This is a genomic window from Paraburkholderia sp. J69-1 (assembly GCF_905220255.1).
Taxonomy (GTDB): Bacteria; Pseudomonadota; Gammaproteobacteria; order Burkholderiales; family Burkholderiaceae; genus Paraburkholderia.
Genome location: NZ_CAJMZG010000012.1, coordinates 1 through 15,983 on the forward strand (window position 1 = coordinate 1; position 15,983 = coordinate 15,983).

Consider the following 15,983-nt stretch of genomic DNA (forward strand, 5'->3'; position numbering starts at 1 on the left):
TGGAAAAAGCATGCAGGTGCAGGCACCTAAGCCCGCACAAAAAAGCCGTCCCACAGGGACGGCTTTTTGCATTCAAACGCCGCAAAAACTCACTTTTGCGCGAGAAACTTCGTCGCCAGTTGCACCCAGTACGACGAACCCACCGGCAGCAGCTGATCGTTGAAGTCATAACTGGCGTTGTGCAGCATGCACGGACCGGCGCCATGACCGGCGTCGCGATGTCCACCGTCGCCGTTACCAAGAAACGCATAGCAGCCGGGCTTTTCCAGCAACATGAACGAAAAATCCTCGGCGCCCATGGTCGGCTCGACGTGGTCATCGACGTGATCGGCGCCCACGACTTCCCGCATCACTTCCGCAGCAAACTGCGTTTCCGCGCTGCTATTCACCGTCGGCGGATAATTGCGCAGGAAACTCACCTCGACGGCACATTCATACGCTTCAGCCGTGCTCTCGGCGATCTTGCGTAGACGCGCCTCAATCAGATCGAGCGTTTCCGTCGTGAAAGTGCGCACCGTACCGGCCAGCCATGCGGTGTTCGGCACGACATTCACGGCATCGCCCGCGTGAATCTGTGTGATCGACAGCACCGCGGTATCGAGCGGCTTCTTGTTGCGCGTGATGATTCCCTGCAGACCATTCGCGATCTGCACCGCCGTAAATACCGGATCGCGCCCGTTATGCGGCAGCGCGGCGTGCGAGCCCACGCCGCTGATATCGATACGAAATTCATTGCTCGACGCCATGATCGGCCCTTCGGTCACGCCGAAGAAACCGGCCGGCATCCCCGGCCAGTTATGAATGCCGAACACCGCATCGACAGGAAAACGCTCGAACAAACCCTCTTCGATCATCGCTCTCGCGCCTGCGCCGCCTTCCTCCGCCGGCTGGAAAATGAAGACGATGGTGCCGTCGAACTGCCCGTGTTGCGCAAGATACTGCGCAGCGCCCAGCAGCATTGCCGTATGGCCATCGTGACCGCACGCGTGCATCTTGCCGTCGTTGTGCGAGCGATGATCGAAGGTGTTCAGTTCCTGAATCGGCAGCGCATCCATATCGGCGCGCAAACCGATCGAACGAGTGCCGTTGCCGCGTTTGAGCACGCCCACAACGCCCGTTTTGCCCAGGCCCCGATGCACCTCGATGCCCCATCCGGCGAGCGTAGTCGCAACAAGTTCGGCGGTGCGGGTCTCTTCGTAACGCAGTTCGGGGTGAGCGTGGATCGTTCGTCGTAGGCCCTGGATTTCGCCCTGGGCGGCCTGGATTTCCGGGATCAGTTTCATGGCTGACTCGTGGCAAAGCTCGGATTACGAGCTAGGAATGTGAGCGCCCGTCCTTCGATGATGGCGGGCGTGATCGAGTCATTTTACGCCCAAGCCTTTTTTTCGAGGCAAGCACCTGGACGGGCGGCGGCGCAGCGCGCCGGACATAATAAAATCACGCCATCGATAGCCCCTTGCGACACACATCCATGAACGCCCGAGCTGAATTTGCCCGCGCAGTCTGTCCCCATGACTGCCCCGACACCTGCGCCATGCGCGTCACCGTCGAAAACGGCCGGGCGATCAAGGTGAGCGGCGACCCCGAGCATCCGCCGACCCAAGGCGTGCTCTGCACGAAGGTCACCCGTTACGCCGAACGCGTGCACCATCCGAAGCGCCTGACGCAGCCGATGAAGCGCGTCGGCCGCAAGGGAGAAGGGCGTTTCGAGCCGATCAGCTGGGACGAAGCTTGCGAAATCGCCGCCACGCGTCTGGGCGAAATTGCGCAGCGCGCGCCCGAAGCGATCCTGCCGTATAGCTATGCGGGCACGATGGGGCTCGTGCAGGGCGACAGCATCGCTCAGCGCTTCTTCCACAAGCTCGGCGCCTCGCGTCTCGATCGCACGATCTGTGCGGCGGCGGGCGCAGCGGGCCTGCGTTACACCTATGGCGCGGGCCTCGGCATGCTCACCGAGCATTTCGCCGAAAGCGAAGTGATCCTGATCTGGGGCGCGAATCCGATCGCCTCGAATCTGCATTTCTGGACGCGTGCGCAGGAAGCCAAGCGCAATGGCGCGAAGCTGATCGCCATCGATCCGTATCGCTCGCTCACGGCCGAAAAATGCCATCAGCACATCGCGCCGAAGCCCGGCACCGACGGCGCGCTCGCGCTCGGCATGATGCACGTGCTGATCACCGAAGACCGCCTCGATCACGACTACATCGCGGCCTACACGCACGGCTACGAGCAACTGAAGGCGCGTGCGCTGACTTACACGCCTGCGCGCGTGGCGCAGATCTGCGGTATCGACGAACAGACCATCATCGAGCTCGCGCGTCTCTACGCGTCCACGCGCAAGGCGGCGATTCGCATGAACTACGGTTTGCAGCGCGTGCGCGGCGGCGGCAACGCCGTGCGCGCGATTGCCTGCCTGCCCGCGCTGACGGGCGCATGGCGCGATCGTGCGGGCGGCGTGCTGCTGTCGTCGTCGGGTTGGGCGCCGGTCGATGCGAACGCGCTGCAGCGTCCCGATCTGATCCCTGGCTGGCCTAAGCATCAGCCGCGCGTCGTCAACATGAACCAGATCGGCGATGCGCTCACGCACGCGGGCGACGCGCAGTTCGGTCCGAAGATCGAAGCGGTCGTCGTCTACAACTCGAACCCGGTTGCGGTTGCGCCGGATTCGGCCAAGGTCGCGGCGGGCTTCGCGCGCGAGGATCTCTTCACGATCGTGCTGGAGCAGTTCCAGACCGATACCGCCGATTACGCCGATCTGCTGCTGCCTGCCACGACGCAACTCGAGCATCTGGACGTCCACAAGTCCTACGGCCACACGCACGTGATGGCGAATCTGCCCGCCATCGCGCCGGTTGGCGAAGCGCGTCCGAACACGGAAATCTTCCGCTCGATCGCCCGCGCGATGCAGCTCACCGAACCGGCGCTGTTCGACAGCGACGAAGAAGTGGCGGCGAGCGCCTTCGACTGGAGCGACCCGGCGTTCAACGGCGCCGGCTGGTCGACGCTCAAGGAGAATGCGTGGATCAAGCTCGATATCGCCGACGCGCCGTTCGCCAACGGCGGCTTTCGCACGCCCACGGGCAAGTGCGAGTTCTACAGCGAAGCGCTCGCGCAGGCCGGCATGGACCCGCTGCCGGACTATCTGCCGCCGTATGAATCGGCCGATCACGCGCCCGAACTCGCCGCGCGTTATCCGCTCGCGATGATCTCGCCGCCCGCGCGCAACTTCCTCAACAGCACCTTCGTGAACGTCGAAAGCCTGCGCGCGACCGAAGGCGAGCCGCACGTCGATCTCAATCCCGCCGATGCCGCGACCCGCAATATCGCCGATGGCGACCAGGTACGCATCTTCAACGATCGCGGCTCGATGAGCGCGCGTGCGCGCGTTTCCGAACGTGCGCGCGAAGGCCTCGTCGTGGGTCTGTCGATCTGGTGGAAAAAGCTCGCGCCGGACGGCCGCAACGCCAACGAAGTGACGAGCCAGGCCCTCACCGACCTCGGCGGATCGGCGACTTTCTACGATTGCCTCGTCGAAGTCGAACGCACGTAAACCCCTAATCCAGCACGCAAAAAGCGGCCCCTGCGCATTTCGAGGGGCCTTTCTAACTCGCTGATTCGCGGCAAGAAAAGCGCAGAGCGCATGCTACGATCGGCGTTTTAGCACGACCATTCGAAAATACCTGAGGAGGAGACGCCGCATGGAAAAAGTCTGGCTGAAATCGTACCCGCCTGGCGTTCCCGCGGAAATCGACGCGAGCCAATACGCGTCCATCACGGCGCTGCTCACCGAGAGTTTCAGCGCGAACCGGTCGAAGCCCGCTTTCGCCTGTATGGGCAAGGCCATCACTTACGGTCAGCTCGACGAACTTTCGAAGCGCCTCGCCGCGTGGTTCCAGTCGCGCGGCATCGAGCGCGGTGCGCGCATCGCCGTGATGATGCCGAACGTGCTGCAGTATCCGGTCGCGCTGGCTGCGATCCTGCGCGCGGGCTACGTGGTCGTGAACGTGAATCCGCTCTATACGCCGCGCGAACTCGAGCATCAGCTCAAGGACAGCGGCGCCGAAGCGATCATCATCCTGGAAAACTTCGCCAACACGCTGCAAGCCGTGATCGCGCAGACGCGCGTGAAGCATGTGGTCGTCGCGTCGATGGGCGATTTGCTGGGCGCAGCGAAGGGTTTCATCGTCAACTTCGTCGTGCGCAACGTGAAGAAGATGGTGCCCGAGTGGAGCCTGCCGGGTCACGTGCGATTCAACGATGCAGTCGCCGCTGGCGCCCGCACGAGCTTCAAGCCCGTCGAGCAGACGCCCGACGATGTCGCCTTCCTCCAGTACACGGGCGGCACGACCGGCGTGTCGAAGGGCGCGACGCTGCTGCATCGCAATCTCATCGCCAACGTGCTGCAATCGGCGGCCTGGACCGAGCCTGCGCTGGCGCGTCTGCCGGCCGGCACGCAGCCGGTGACGGTCGCGGCCTTGCCGCTTTATCACGTGTTTGCGCTCACGGTCTGCGGTCTGCTGACGATGCGCACGGGCGGCCTCGCGGTGCTGATTCCGAATCCGCGCGATATCGCCGGCATGATCAAGGAACTGCACGGTTACTCGATCACGACGTTCCCGGCCGTCAACACGCTCTACAACGCGATCCTCAATCACCCGGATTTCGACAAGCTCGACTTCTCGCATCTGCTGGTCGCCAACGGCGGCGGCATGGCGGTGCAGGAAGCCGTGGCGAAGCGCTGGTACGAGCGCACGCAGACGCCGATCGTCGAAGGCTACGGCCTTTCCGAGACCTCGCCGAGCGTGACCTGCAACCCGACCACGGCGACCGAATACACGGGCACGATCGGCCTGCCGCTGCCGTCCACCGAGATTTCGATTCGCGACGATAGCGGCAACGAACTGCCGATCGGCGAAGCGGGTGAGATCTGCATTCGCGGTCCGCAGGTGATGGCGGGTTACTGGCAGCGTCCGGAAGAAACGGCGAAGGTCATGACCGCCGATGGCTTCTTCAAATCGGGCGATGTCGGCGTGATGAACACGCGCGGTTACGTGAAGCTCGTGGATCGCAAGAAGGACATGATTCTGGTCTCGGGTTTCAACGTTTATCCGAACGAAGTCGAGGACGTGGTCGCCAAGCTGCCCGGCGTGTTCGAAGTGGCCGCGGTGGGGGTGCCCGACCAGCATTCGGGCGAGGCGGTGAAGCTCTACATCGTCAGGAAAGACCCGGCGCTCACCGACAAGGATGTGTTCGAATACTGCAAGACGCAGCTCACTGGCTACAAGCGCCCGAAGCTGATCGAATTCCGTAACGATCTGCCGAAGAGCAATGTCGGCAAGATCTTGCGGCGCGAACTGCGCGAGAGCCGCGCATAAGCGCACAGTCTGACGCGACAAGCGAAACAGGCCTGCCCGCAAGGGCGGGCCTTTCTTTTTTGCGCCGCGCCTGAATGAGGCACGCACACCACGGCGCAAAGAAAAAGGGCGCCCGAAGGCGCCCTTGAGACTGAAACGGCTGTTTTTCTTAGAACTTGTGACGGATGCCGACGCGCGCCGTGAACTGGTTCTGGCTCGACGAAGCGGTCAGGTTGTTGATATTTGCCGTGGCTGCAACGGTCTCGCCAGCGGCGTTGATCGTGTCGCCCAGTGCGTGCTGGTACACGCCCGTCACGTAGATGTCGGTGCGCTTGGACAGGAAGTAGTCCACGCCCACTGCGCCCTGGTGATACTGGGCGCGCGAGCCGCCGTTGATCGACACGCCGCGCGTGTAGTCGTAGGCTGCGCCGACCAGCAGAGCCGGGGTCAGCTGATACTTGAAGTTGAGTTCGGCGTTGTTGAACGTTGCCGACTGGCCCTTGTAGGCGGCGAGCGCGTAGGTCGAGCCGAGGTTCGCGAAGCGGATGTTCGAGTACGTGATACCGAACGTGGCTGCGCCGAACGTGTAGGCGCCGCCCGCACCGATCACCTGGTACGTATTGGCCGACGCGAAGCCCGAGTAGACCGACGACGTCACGGCTGCGTTAGCCGCTGCGGCCGTACCACCGTTGTTGAACAGGCCGCCCGATGCTGCCGGCGTGCGTGCATTCAGGTAACCGACACCGAGGGACAGCGGGCCGTTGTTGTAGCCTGCGCCCAGCGACCAGATCTGGTTGTGCGAGAAGTCGCCAGCCGTGTTGCCGAAGCTGTACGTGCCGCCGAAGGTCAGGCCAGCGTAGTTGGCGCTGGTGAACTTGACCGTGTTGTTCGTACGGTACGCGTTGTTGAAGTTGTCGATATCGCCCGGGTGAGCAGCGATGTAGCCGCCCCACTGGTCGCCGGCTTCGAGCGGACCAACGTAGTCGACCACGGAGTCGTACTGGCGACCCAGCGTGACCGAGCCGAATTGCGCGCTGTTCAGGCCCACATAAGCCTGACGACCGAACAGGAGACCGCCCTGGCCAGACTTGCCGTTGTTCACGTCAAAGCCGCTTTCGAGCACGAAGATCGCCTTGAGGCCGCCGCCCAGGTCTTCCGCACCGCGCAGGCCCCAACGGCTGCCTTGCAGGACGCCGCTCGACAGGTTGTACAGGTGCTTGCCACCTGCATTGGTGTTGATGTTGAAACCTTCGTCGATGATGCCGTACAGCGTGACGCTGCTCTGAGCGTGGGCGACGCCCGCGAACGCACCCAGCGCGGCGAGCGCGAGAAGCGACTTCTTCATTGATGGATCTCCAGTGTTTGACTGCTTTTATGCGTCTTTTTAACAAGGCCTGTTTATTTGTCTTGCGGTGGCCCTGATGTCTAACTTCGCGAGAAGTTGAGACGTAATGTAACCAAAAGGGTTAGGGGGGACAAAGGAAAAGCCTGGCGCACGTAAGTACCTGTTTCGTTTACACAACATGGTCTAGAATATGCGCCTGGATATCGGCGCTGCCCCTGATTGACGGGCCTGCCAGTGTTCCTGTAGCGACTTTGAACGGCCGGTCGGTCGGTGTTTGAGCCGCTCTTTTGATGGTCTGTTTTGCCGTGGTTCCGGAGGGAGGTTGGATGACGTTTGACGATTTGATTACCGAATTCGATCGAGGCTTGCGCTCGATCACGGGTGTGTCGCGCATGTCGCGTCCCATGCCGCAACCTTCTCCCGACGCCACGGCCGCGCAGTTCGCGACCGCCGAGGCCGCGGTGGCCACGGGCGGCGCTGTCGCGGCGTCGATGCCCGGCGAGTTGACGCCCGCCGAACGCACGCATGCCGCCGGCCTCATGCGTGTGAATCACGTTGGCGAAGTGTGCGCGCAGGCGCTTTATCAGGCGCAGAAACTCGCGACCCGTTCGCCCACGCTCAAGGCGGCATTCGAGCAGGCCGCGCGCGAGGAAGAAGACCATCTCGCCTGGACCGCGCGCCGCCTCGAAGCGCTCGATTCGCGTCCCAGTCTGCTCAATCCGCTCTGGTACGCCGGCGCGCTTGCGATCGGTCTGGCAGCAGGACGTCTGGGCGACAAGGTGAGCCTGGGCTTCATGGCCGAAACCGAGCGCCAGGTCGAGCATCACCTCGACAGCCACCTCGATGCGCTGCCGCCCGCCGACCTCGAATCGCGCGCGATCGTCGAGCAGATGCGTACCGACGAAATCGCCCACGCGAAGTCGGCAACGGATCTGGGCGGTATCGAATTGCCCTTGCCGTTGCGCTCGCTCATGCGCACTGCATCGAAGGTCATGACGCGCACGGCTTACTATATTTAAGCCGTACTTTGAGATGTTCATGCGGACCGGTATGCTTCGCCGGTCCGCTTTCTCCATGTCACTGAAAGCGCCTTTCAGAGCTTTCAGTCGTCCGGTTTAATCCCCGCCAAGTCCCCGCACCATCGCGGTTTTACCCGCGCTTTTCACGTATCACCTTCATAACCTGCGTTAGCTCATTCATTCATAACGATTTTTGGTTTTAACGTCGACTTGAACGGGTGCCGCTAAGTCCTTGTTCTATCGGATAAATTTCGTCAAAAATCGTGCCCCCCACCTTGACCCTCGAAAGGCCTTCCTCTAAAGTGGGAGACAGTGTGAGAAAGTGTATTTTTGTGTGATTTGAGAGATGTATTCGGGTAAATTTCCTGAGATTTAGACGGGCGGCGAACAGCGCCGCGTGGGGGGGGGAGCAAATTGTTCCAGGGGGCGTCGGCGCTGACACTCGATGCGAAAGGACGGATGTCGATTCCGTCGCGCTATCGGGACGCGCTGCAACAACAGGCAGAAGGCCGGGTGACGATCACCAAGCACCCGGACGGCTGCCTGTTGCTATTTCCGCGCCCCGAATGGGAAGTCTTCCGCGCGAAGGTTGCGGCCTTGCCGATGGATGCGCACTGGTGGCGCCGCATCTTTCTTGGCAACGCGTCCGACGTCGATCTCGACAGTGCGGGCCGCGTGCTCGTCTCACCTGAATTACGTCTTGCGGCTGGTATGGAAAAGGAAGTCATGCTGCTCGGCATGGGTAGTCATTTTGAGTTGTGGGATGCACAGACCTACGCCGCCAAGGAACAGGCGGCGATGGCTCAGGGCATGCCCGACGCCTTGAAGAATTTCACGTTCTGATCGCGGGTAAAAAAACGCTATGGCATCTGCGATGGGACAAGGATTGCAGCATCGCACGGTGCTGCTGGATGAAGCGGTCGATGCGCTCGTTACGCGCGCGGACGGCGTCTATGTGGACGGCACGTTCGGGCGGGGCGGCCACAGCCGCGCCGTGCTCGGCCGGCTCGCTCAAGGCGGCCGGCTGATTGCGTTCGATAAGGACCCGCTGGCGATCGCCACTGCCGGACAGGTGGGCGACGCACGGTTCTCGATCGTGCACGAAAGTTTTGCTTCACTGCGCGACGCTCTGGCGGAGCGCGGGGTAGGGCGTGTGTCGGGTGTGCTGCTGGACCTGGGCGTGTCGTCGCCGCAAATCGACGACCCGGAGCGCGGTTTCAGTTTCCGCGCCAATGGTCCGCTCGACATGCGGATGGACCCGACGCGCGGCGAGTCCGCTGCCGACTGGCTCGCGCGGGCCACGTTGCAGGAACTGACGGAGGTGATTCGAGATTATGGGGAAGAACGGTTTGCTTTTCAGATTGCAAAGGCGCTTGTTGCTCGCCGGGCAGAGTCCGACCGTCTCGGGCCTCTCGACAGCACGGGCGAGCTTGCCCAAATCGTGGCTAACGCCGTCAAAACCCGTGAGAAGGGTAAGGACCCGGCAACCCGCACCTTTCAAGCTATACGGATTCACGTCAATCAAGAGCTTGCGGAGCTGCAGGTCGTTCTAGAAGCAGCTTTGTCGTCGCTGGAACAGGGGGGGCGGCTCGTGGTCATCAGCTTTCATTCGCTGGAAGACCGTATCGTGAAGCGGTTCATGCAGGCTAACGCCACGGCGCCGGCGATCGATCGCCGTTTGCCGATTCGCGCTGTGGATCTGCCCAGCCCGCCCCTGAAGCTGCTCGGGCGCGTATTCGCAAGCGACGAAGAAGTCGCGGCGAATCCGCGCGCCCGTTCGGCCGTGATGCGCATTGCGGAGCGCATCACGCCATGAATCGCCTGAACATCTTCCTGCTGATCGTCGTTATGGGCTGCGCGTTGTCAGTCGTCAACGCCACCAATCAGCAGCGGCAGATCTTCATCCAGTTGCAACGCGCGCAGTCGCAGGAGCGTCAGCTCCAGCAGGACTACGCGCAGCTTCAATATCAGCAGAGCGCGCTGTCACGCACATCGCGCGTGGAACAGCTCGCTACCGATTCGCTCAAGATGCAGCCCGTGACGACCGGACGCACGCAATACCTGACGCTCGCACCGGGCGCGGCCACCGCAGTGGACGCGCCTGTGCCTGTTTCCGCGCCGGTCATGGCGTCGGCACCGGCCAGCACGAACGGCCGCCGCGGAGGCGCGCGATGAAAAAGGGCAACAGCCGCAAGAGCGTCGCCTTCAGCGCCAACCCGATTCTCTCCGTGCGCCTGCCGATGTGGCGCTCGAAGCTCGTCGTCTTCATGCTGTTCATGGCGTTCGTGGCGCTGGCCGCACGTGCGTTCTGGATTCAGGGACCGGGCAACGCCTTCTATCAGAAGCAGGGCGAAAGCCGCTATCAGCGCACCATCGAACTGCCCGCCACGCGCGGCAAGATTCTCGACCGTAACGGCCTCGTGCTCGCGACGAGTCTGCCCGTGCGCGCGATCTGGGCGATTCCCGAAGCCGTGCCCGACGATCTCGGCGCCGACAAGCTCAACCAGCTCGGCAAGCTGCTCGACATGTCCACCAAGGACCTGCGCGCCAAGCTCTCGGAAGACAAAACCTTTGTCTACGTGAAGCGTCAGGTGCCGCTCGACATCGCGCAGCAGATCACGGCGCTCGACATTCCGGGCATCTATCAGCGCAACGAATACAAACGTTTCTATCCGGAAGGCGATGTCACGGCCCACCTGATCGGCTTCACCAATGTGGAAGACGAAGGGCAGGAAGGCGTCGAGCTCTCGGACCAGAAGATTCTCGCGGGCGTGCCGGGCATTCGCCACGTCATCAAGGACCGCATGGGCCACATCATCGAGGATGTGGATGAAACCGTCGTGCCGCACGATGGCAAGGACGTCGAACTGTCGATCGACAGCAAGATTCAATACATCGCGTATTCGAACCTGAAGGCGGCGGTCGAAAAGTTCAAGGCCAAGGCGGGCGCCGCGATGGTGGTGGACGTGCGTACGGGCGAAGTGCTCGCGCTCGTCAATTACCCCACGTATAACCCGAACGACCGCTCGCACCTCACGGGCGAGCAGCTGCGCAACCGCATTCTGACCGACGTGTTCGAGCCGGGCTCGATCATGAAGCCGTTCACGGTGTCGCTGGCCCTGGATTTGCACCGCGTCTCGCCGACTACACTGGTGGATACGGGGGGCGGCAAGTTCACGCTCGACGGCGCGACCATCACCGACGATGCAGGCTTCGGCGTGCTGACGGTGGGCGGCGTGATCCAGAAGTCGTCGAACATCGGCGCGACCAAGATCGCGATGACGCTCCGGCCCGAAGAAATGTGGAACATGTACACCAGCATCGGTCTCGGACAAGCGCCGAAGGTCGGGTTCCCCGGCGCGGCGCCTGGGCGTCTGCGTCCGTGGAAAAGCTGGCGTCGTATCGAGCAGGCGACGATGTCGTACGGCTACGGCCTGTCGGTGTCGCTGTTCCAGCTCGCGCGCGCGTACACGGCCATCGCCCACGACGGCCAGATTCTGCCCGTCTCGATCTTCCGCCATCCCGGCGACGATCAACCCGTGGTCGGCACCCAGGTGTTCGCGCCCACGACCGCGCGCGAAGTACGCACGATGCTCGAAAGCGTGGTGTCGAAGCAGGGCACGTCGCCTGACGCGGCGGTGCCTGGCTACCGCGTGGGCGGCAAGTCCGGCACGGCGTACAAGCACGGCCCGCACGGCTACGACCACTCGAAGTACCGCGCGTCGTTCGTCGGCATGGCGCCGATGCCGAACCCGCGCATCGTTGTCGCGGTTACGGTGGACGAACCGACTGCAGGCAGCCACTTTGGTGGCGCGGTGTCGGGTCCGGTGTTCTCGAGCATCGTCGGCGATACGCTGCGCTCGCTCAACGTGCCGCCCGATATGCCGGTCAAGCAGCTCGTCGTGTCCGACGACAGCGCTTCGTCCACGGCGGTTGCGAATGCGCCGTCCGCGCCCGCAAAGCGCGTCGCGAGCGCCAACGCAGGCAACGCGAAGAGCCCGTCCGGCGCGCATCACATGACTGTCGCCGATAACGCCAAAACCCGACCCGGAGTCGTCCGATGAGCGCCACGCGCACCCAGCATCCCGCGCACCGGCAGATCGCGGACGCGCTCGCGTGGCTGCGCGCGCGCATTGCGCCCGCAGTCAATTTGCACGCCGACACCCGTTCGCTCCAGCCCGGCGATGTGTTCCTCGCCTACGCGGTCGAAGGCGCGGATAACCGCTTGCATATCGAAAACGCACTCGCGCGCGGCGCGGCAGCGGTGCTGTATCAGCCGGAAGGCTATACCGGCGCGTTCGACGTCGCGCAGGCGCAAAACGCGCTGGCGGTTGCGCAACTCGACATCCTCGCGGGCGAAATTGCCAGCGGCTGGTACGGCGACGCCAGCGATGCGATGCTCGTGGTCGGCGTAACCGGCACCAACGGCAAGACCTCGTGCAGCCAGTGGATTGCATCGGCGCTCACGGCCATCGGCCAGAAGTGCGCGATCGTCGGCACGCTGGGCAGCGGCTTTGTCGGCCAGCTCGTGCACACCGGTTTCACGACGCCCGACGCGCCGCAACTGCAACGCTCGCTCGCGCAGCTGCGTCAGCAGGGCGCGCAGGCGGTGGCGATGGAAGTGTCGTCGCACGCGCTGCATCAGGGCCGCGTGAACGGCACGTCGTTCGATGTCGCGATCTTCACGAATCTCACGCAGGATCACCTCGACTATCACCGCACCTTCGAAGCCTACGAGGCCGCGAAGGCGCGTCTGTTTGCGTGGCCGGGCCTGCGCGCCGCCGTCATCAACGCCGACGATGCCGCCGGTCGTCGCCTGATCGCTGCCACGCGCGGCACGACGCGAACGATTGCCTACGGCGTCGAAACGCCTGCCGCCGATGCGCCCGTCGCCGACGCCTGGCTGCGCGCGAAAGACGTGCGCGCGACCGCCACGGGCACCGCGTTCCATCTGGAAACGTCGGACTGGGGCGAAGCGAATATCGAAGTGCAGACGCTCGGCCTGTTCAACGTGAGCAACCTGCTGGGCGTGCTCGGCGCGTTGCTGGCGGCGAATGTGCCGCTGCTCGCCGCGCTCAACGAAATCGCGAAACTGCAGCCGGTGAACGGCCGCATGGAGCGTCTGGGTGGCCGTATCGATCAGGACGAACCGCTCGTCGTGATCGACTACGCGCACACGCCCGACGCGCTCGAAAAGACGCTCGAAGCGCTGCGCCCGATTGCGGCGGCACGCGGCGGCCGGCTGATCTGCATGTTCGGCTGCGGCGGCGACCGCGACGCCACCAAGCGTCCGCTGATGGGCGCCATCGCCGAGCGTCTGGCCGATCAAACCGTCGTGACGAGCGACAACCCGCGCAGCGAAGCGCCGGCCGCGATCATCGATCAGGTCGTCGGCGGCATGCGCGAACCCGCGAAGGCGCGCCGTATCGAGGACCGCGCGAGCGCGATCCTGCAGGCGGTGCGCGGCGCGGCCAAGGAAGACGTCATCGTGCTGGCCGGCAAGGGGCACGAGGCAACCCAGGAAATCATGGGCAAGAAGCGCGCGTTCTCCGATCAGGATCACGCGCGCCTTGCCCTCGCAGCCCGCCCGACGTCCGATCGGCATGGGCGCGGAGGCGGTGAATGACAATGCTTTCCCTGCGCGAAGCGGCAGCGCTGATTCCCGGCGCGAGCGTACTCGGCGACGAGAACACGACCTTCGAGCGCATCTCCACCGATAGCCGCACGACCGGCCCCGGCGATCTGTTCGTCGCGCTCAAGGGCGACCGTTTCGACGCGCACGACTTCCTGCCCGACGTGGCGGCCCGTCACGTGAGCGCGGCGCTGGTCTCGCGCAGCCCCGGCGACTGGCGCGTTCCCGCACTGCGCGTGGACGACTCGCGCGCGGCGCTGGGCGCGCTCGCGCTCGGCTGGCGTCGCCGTTTTGCGATGCCGCTCGTCGCCGTGACGGGCAGCAACGGCAAGACCACGGTCAAGGAAATGATCGCGTCGATCTTCGCGGCGGCGGTCGGCGAAGACGCGCGTCTGGCGACGGCGGGCAATCTGAACAACGACATCGGCGTGCCGCTTACGCTGCTGCGCCTGAACGCGGCGCATCAGATCGCGGTGGTCGAACTCGGCATGAACCATCCGGGCGAAACGGATTTGCTCGCGAAGTTCGCCGAGCCCACGGTCGCCGTGGTGAACAACGCGCAGCGCGAGCACCAGGAATTCATGGCGACGGTGGAAGCGGTCGCGCTCGAACACGCGAGCGTGATTCACGCGCTCAAGCCCGAAGGCACGGCCGTGTTTCCCGCCGACGATGCCTACGCCGGAATCTGGCGCGTGGCCGCGACCGGCTCGCAGATTCTCGACTTCGCGCTGCACACCGATGAACGCGCAGTCGACGCCGCCGTGACGGGCAAGCTCAGCGGCGCGCGTCTCGCGGTCGCCACGCCCGACGGTCATCTCGAAGTCGAACTGAAGGTGCTGGGCGCACACAACGCGCACAACGCGCTCGCCGCTACGGCGGCGGCGCTGGCTTCCGGCGTGTCGCTCGATGCGATCCGTCGCGGCCTCGAAGCATTCGAGCCCGTGAAAGGCCGTTTGCAGGTCAAAGGTGCAGCACTTGCGGAACTTGCGGGCGCGAAGGTGATCGATGACACCTACAACGCGAACCCCGATTCCGTGCGCGCGGCCATCGACGTGCTGGCGACGCATGACTCGCCGCGCGTGCTGGTGCTGGGCGACATGGGCGAAGTCGGCGACAACGGCCCGGCGTTCCACCGCGAGGTGGGCGCCTACGCGCAGGAGCGCGGTATCGACGCGCTGTACACGCTCGGCGCGGCCGCCCGCGACATCTCGACGGCATTCGGCGCCAATGCGCTGCACGCCGCCGATGTCAGCGAGCTGGTTCGCGCACTCGCCGGCGCCGGTTACGGTTCCGGCGCAACGATCCTCGTGAAAGGCTCGCGCTTCATGCAGATGGAGCGCGTCGTAGCCGCCATCACGAACCCGCAACCCACCGCACCGGACGCAGCGTCCGGCGCGCACTGAAATTCGAAGGAATACAAGCAATGCTACTGGCGCTGGCGCAATGGCTGCAGAATGACGCAAGCTTCTTGCGCGTGTTCAGTTATCTGACGTTCCGTGCGGTGATGGCCACCATCACCTCGATGGCGATCGGGCTCTTTCTCGGGCCCTGGGTCATTCGCAAGCTCACCGAAATGAAGGTCGGCCAGGCCGTGCGTACGGACGGCCCGCAGACTCACCTCGTGAAGTCCGGCACGCCCACCATGGGCGGCGTGCTGATCCTGCTCGGCATCGCCGTCGCGACGCTGCTGTGGGGCGATCTCTCGAACCGCTTCATCTGGATCGTGATGCTGGTCACGTTCGGCTTCGGCGCGATCGGCTGGGTCGACGACTATCGCAAGGTGGTCTACAAGGACCCGCGCGGCATGTCTTCGCGCGAGAAGTATTTCTGGCAGTCGGTGATCGGCCTGTTCGCGGCGGTGTATCTCGCCTTCAGCGTGTCCGAGGCGAATAACGTGCGCGTGTTCGACCTCTTCATGGCGTGGGTGCGCAGCGGTCTGTCGATGGGTCTGCCCGCGCGCGCCGACCTCTTGCTGCCGTTCCTCAAGTCGATGACTTATCCGCTGGGCGTGTGGGGCTTTATCGCGCTCACGTACTTCGTGATCGTCGGCGCAAGCAACGCGGTCAACCTCACCGACGGCCTCGACGGTCTCGTGATCATGCCGGTCGTGCTGGTGGGCGCGTCGCTGGGCGTGTTCGCCTACGTGATGGGCAGCTCGGTCTACTCGAAATACCTGCTGTTCCCGCACATTCCCGGCGCGGGCGAACTGCTGATCTTCTGCTCGGCGATGGGCGGGGCGGGCCTGGCGTTCCTCTGGTTCAACACCTATCCCGCGCAGGTGTTCATGGGCGACGTGGGCGCGCTGGCGCTCGGCGGCGCGCTGGGCACCATCGCCGTGATCGTGCGTCAGGAAATCGTGCTCTTCATCATGGGCGGCATTTTCGTCGCGGAAACACTGTCCGTGATGCTGCAGGTGACCTGGTTCAAGTACACGAAAAAACGTTATGGCGAAGGGCGCCGCATCTTCAAGATGGCGCCGCTGCATCACCATTTCGAACTGTCGGGCTGGAAGGAAACGCAGGTGGTCGTGCGTTTCTGGGTCATCACGCTGATGCTGTGCCTGATCGGTCTGTCGACGCTGAAGCTGCGTTGATCGACGTTTCCATTTTGCTCACGTAGTTCTGCCCACTTAG

At 63.8% G+C, this 15,983-nt stretch carries 12 protein-coding genes; 10 read left to right on the forward strand and 2 right to left on the reverse strand.

What is annotated here, in order from left to right; translation table 11 throughout:
• Positions 1-89: 89 nt before the first annotated feature.
• Positions 90-1,283, reverse strand: a complete 1,194-nt coding sequence (locus U5A67_RS22010) for a M20 aminoacylase family protein (RefSeq protein ID WP_321816180.1) — start codon at positions 1,281-1,283, stop codon at positions 90-92.
• Positions 1,284-1,471: 188 nt separating this feature from the next.
• On the opposite strand from U5A67_RS22010, the gene U5A67_RS22015 reads away from it, so the two are divergent.
• Together U5A67_RS22015 and U5A67_RS22020 are read left to right on the forward strand one after the other, a co-directional pair.
• Positions 1,472-3,550, forward strand: a complete 2,079-nt coding sequence (locus tag U5A67_RS22015) for a molybdopterin oxidoreductase family protein (RefSeq protein WP_321816181.1) — start codon at positions 1,472-1,474, stop codon at positions 3,548-3,550.
• A 148-nt stretch (positions 3,551-3,698) separates the two neighbouring features.
• Positions 3,699-5,375 carry a long-chain fatty acid--CoA ligase gene (locus tag U5A67_RS22020; protein ID WP_321816182.1) on the forward strand — a complete coding sequence of 559 codons (1,677 nt, stop codon included), beginning with the start codon at positions 3,699-3,701 and terminating at the stop codon, positions 5,373-5,375.
• Between the two features lie 148 nt (positions 5,376-5,523).
• Here the strand turns inward: U5A67_RS22020 and U5A67_RS22025 are convergent, their stop codons facing one another.
• Entirely contained in the window at positions 5,524-6,699 is a 1,176-nt protein-coding gene (locus tag U5A67_RS22025) for a porin (protein WP_205983454.1), read from the reverse strand.
• Between the two features lie 326 nt (positions 6,700-7,025).
• Between U5A67_RS22025 and coq7 the strand changes: the two genes are divergently transcribed.
• The 8 genes from coq7 (at position 7,026) to mraY (ending at position 15,943) form a co-directional block, all read left to right on the forward strand.
• A complete protein-coding gene (gene coq7, locus U5A67_RS22030; RefSeq protein ID WP_321816183.1) occupies positions 7,026-7,718 on the forward strand; it encodes a 2-polyprenyl-3-methyl-6-methoxy-1,4-benzoquinone monooxygenase in 693 nt (230 codons plus the stop codon).
• 414 nt (positions 7,719-8,132) lie between these two features.
• Positions 8,133-8,561: a division/cell wall cluster transcriptional repressor MraZ gene (gene mraZ / locus U5A67_RS22035; RefSeq protein WP_027818006.1), complete on the forward strand. Its 429-nt coding sequence runs from the start codon at positions 8,133-8,135 to the stop codon at positions 8,559-8,561.
• 31 nt (positions 8,562-8,592) lie between these two features.
• The gene (gene rsmH, locus U5A67_RS22040; RefSeq protein WP_205983451.1) at positions 8,593-9,534 is read left to right on the forward strand and encodes a 16S rRNA (cytosine(1402)-N(4))-methyltransferase RsmH; all 942 of its coding nucleotides are present in this window, start codon (positions 8,593-8,595) and stop codon (positions 9,532-9,534) included.
• Positions 9,531-9,893: a cell division protein FtsL gene (ftsL, locus tag U5A67_RS22045; RefSeq protein WP_205983450.1), complete on the forward strand. Its 363-nt coding sequence runs from the start codon at positions 9,531-9,533 to the stop codon at positions 9,891-9,893. Before rsmH ends, ftsL begins: the two co-directional genes overlap by 4 nt.
• The gene (locus tag U5A67_RS22050) at positions 9,890-11,782 is read left to right on the forward strand and encodes a penicillin-binding protein 2 (RefSeq protein WP_321816184.1); all 1,893 of its coding nucleotides are present in this window, start codon (positions 9,890-9,892) and stop codon (positions 11,780-11,782) included. Before ftsL ends, U5A67_RS22050 begins: the two co-directional genes overlap by 4 nt.
• Positions 11,779-13,344 carry a UDP-N-acetylmuramoyl-L-alanyl-D-glutamate--2,6-diaminopimelate ligase gene (locus U5A67_RS22055; RefSeq protein WP_321816185.1) on the forward strand — a complete coding sequence of 522 codons (1,566 nt, stop codon included), beginning with the start codon at positions 11,779-11,781 and terminating at the stop codon, positions 13,342-13,344. The genes U5A67_RS22050 and U5A67_RS22055 overlap by 4 nt, the downstream gene beginning before the upstream one ends.
• On the forward strand, positions 13,341-14,753 hold the full coding sequence (locus tag U5A67_RS22060; RefSeq protein ID WP_321816186.1) for a UDP-N-acetylmuramoyl-tripeptide--D-alanyl-D-alanine ligase: 1,413 nt from the start codon (positions 13,341-13,343) through the stop codon (positions 14,751-14,753). Before U5A67_RS22055 ends, U5A67_RS22060 begins: the two co-directional genes overlap by 4 nt.
• 20 nt (positions 14,754-14,773) lie before the next feature.
• Positions 14,774-15,943 (forward strand): phospho-N-acetylmuramoyl-pentapeptide-transferase, encoded by a 1,170-nt coding sequence (gene mraY, locus U5A67_RS22065; protein ID WP_205983446.1) that lies wholly within the window; start codon positions 14,774-14,776, stop codon positions 15,941-15,943.
• Positions 15,944-15,983: the final 40 nt, after the last annotated feature.

Bases quoted from the DNA above. Each gene is read 5' to 3' on its own strand.
- U5A67_RS22050 (WP_321816184.1), top strand. From the start codon at position 9,890: ATGAAAAAGGGCAACAGCCGCAAGAGCGTCGCCTTCAGCGCCAACCCG.
- U5A67_RS22015 (WP_321816181.1), top strand. From the start codon at position 1,472: ATGAACGCCCGAGCTGAATTTGCCCGCGCAGTCTGTCCCCATGACTGC.
- mraY (WP_205983446.1), top strand. From the start codon at position 14,774: ATGCTACTGGCGCTGGCGCAATGGCTGCAGAATGACGCAAGCTTCTTG.
- ftsL (WP_205983450.1), top strand. From the start codon at position 9,531: ATGAATCGCCTGAACATCTTCCTGCTGATCGTCGTTATGGGCTGCGCG.
- U5A67_RS22055 (WP_321816185.1), top strand. From the start codon at position 11,779: ATGAGCGCCACGCGCACCCAGCATCCCGCGCACCGGCAGATCGCGGAC.
- rsmH (WP_205983451.1), top strand. From the start codon at position 8,593: ATGGGACAAGGATTGCAGCATCGCACGGTGCTGCTGGATGAAGCGGTC.
- U5A67_RS22020 (WP_321816182.1), top strand. From the start codon at position 3,699: ATGGAAAAAGTCTGGCTGAAATCGTACCCGCCTGGCGTTCCCGCGGAA.
- U5A67_RS22025 (WP_205983454.1), bottom strand. From the start codon at position 6,699: ATGAAGAAGTCGCTTCTCGCGCTCGCCGCGCTGGGTGCGTTCGCGGGC.
- U5A67_RS22060 (WP_321816186.1), top strand. From the start codon at position 13,341: ATGACAATGCTTTCCCTGCGCGAAGCGGCAGCGCTGATTCCCGGCGCG.
- coq7 (WP_321816183.1), top strand. From the start codon at position 7,026: ATGACGTTTGACGATTTGATTACCGAATTCGATCGAGGCTTGCGCTCG.
- U5A67_RS22010 (WP_321816180.1), bottom strand. From the start codon at position 1,283: ATGAAACTGATCCCGGAAATCCAGGCCGCCCAGGGCGAAATCCAGGGC.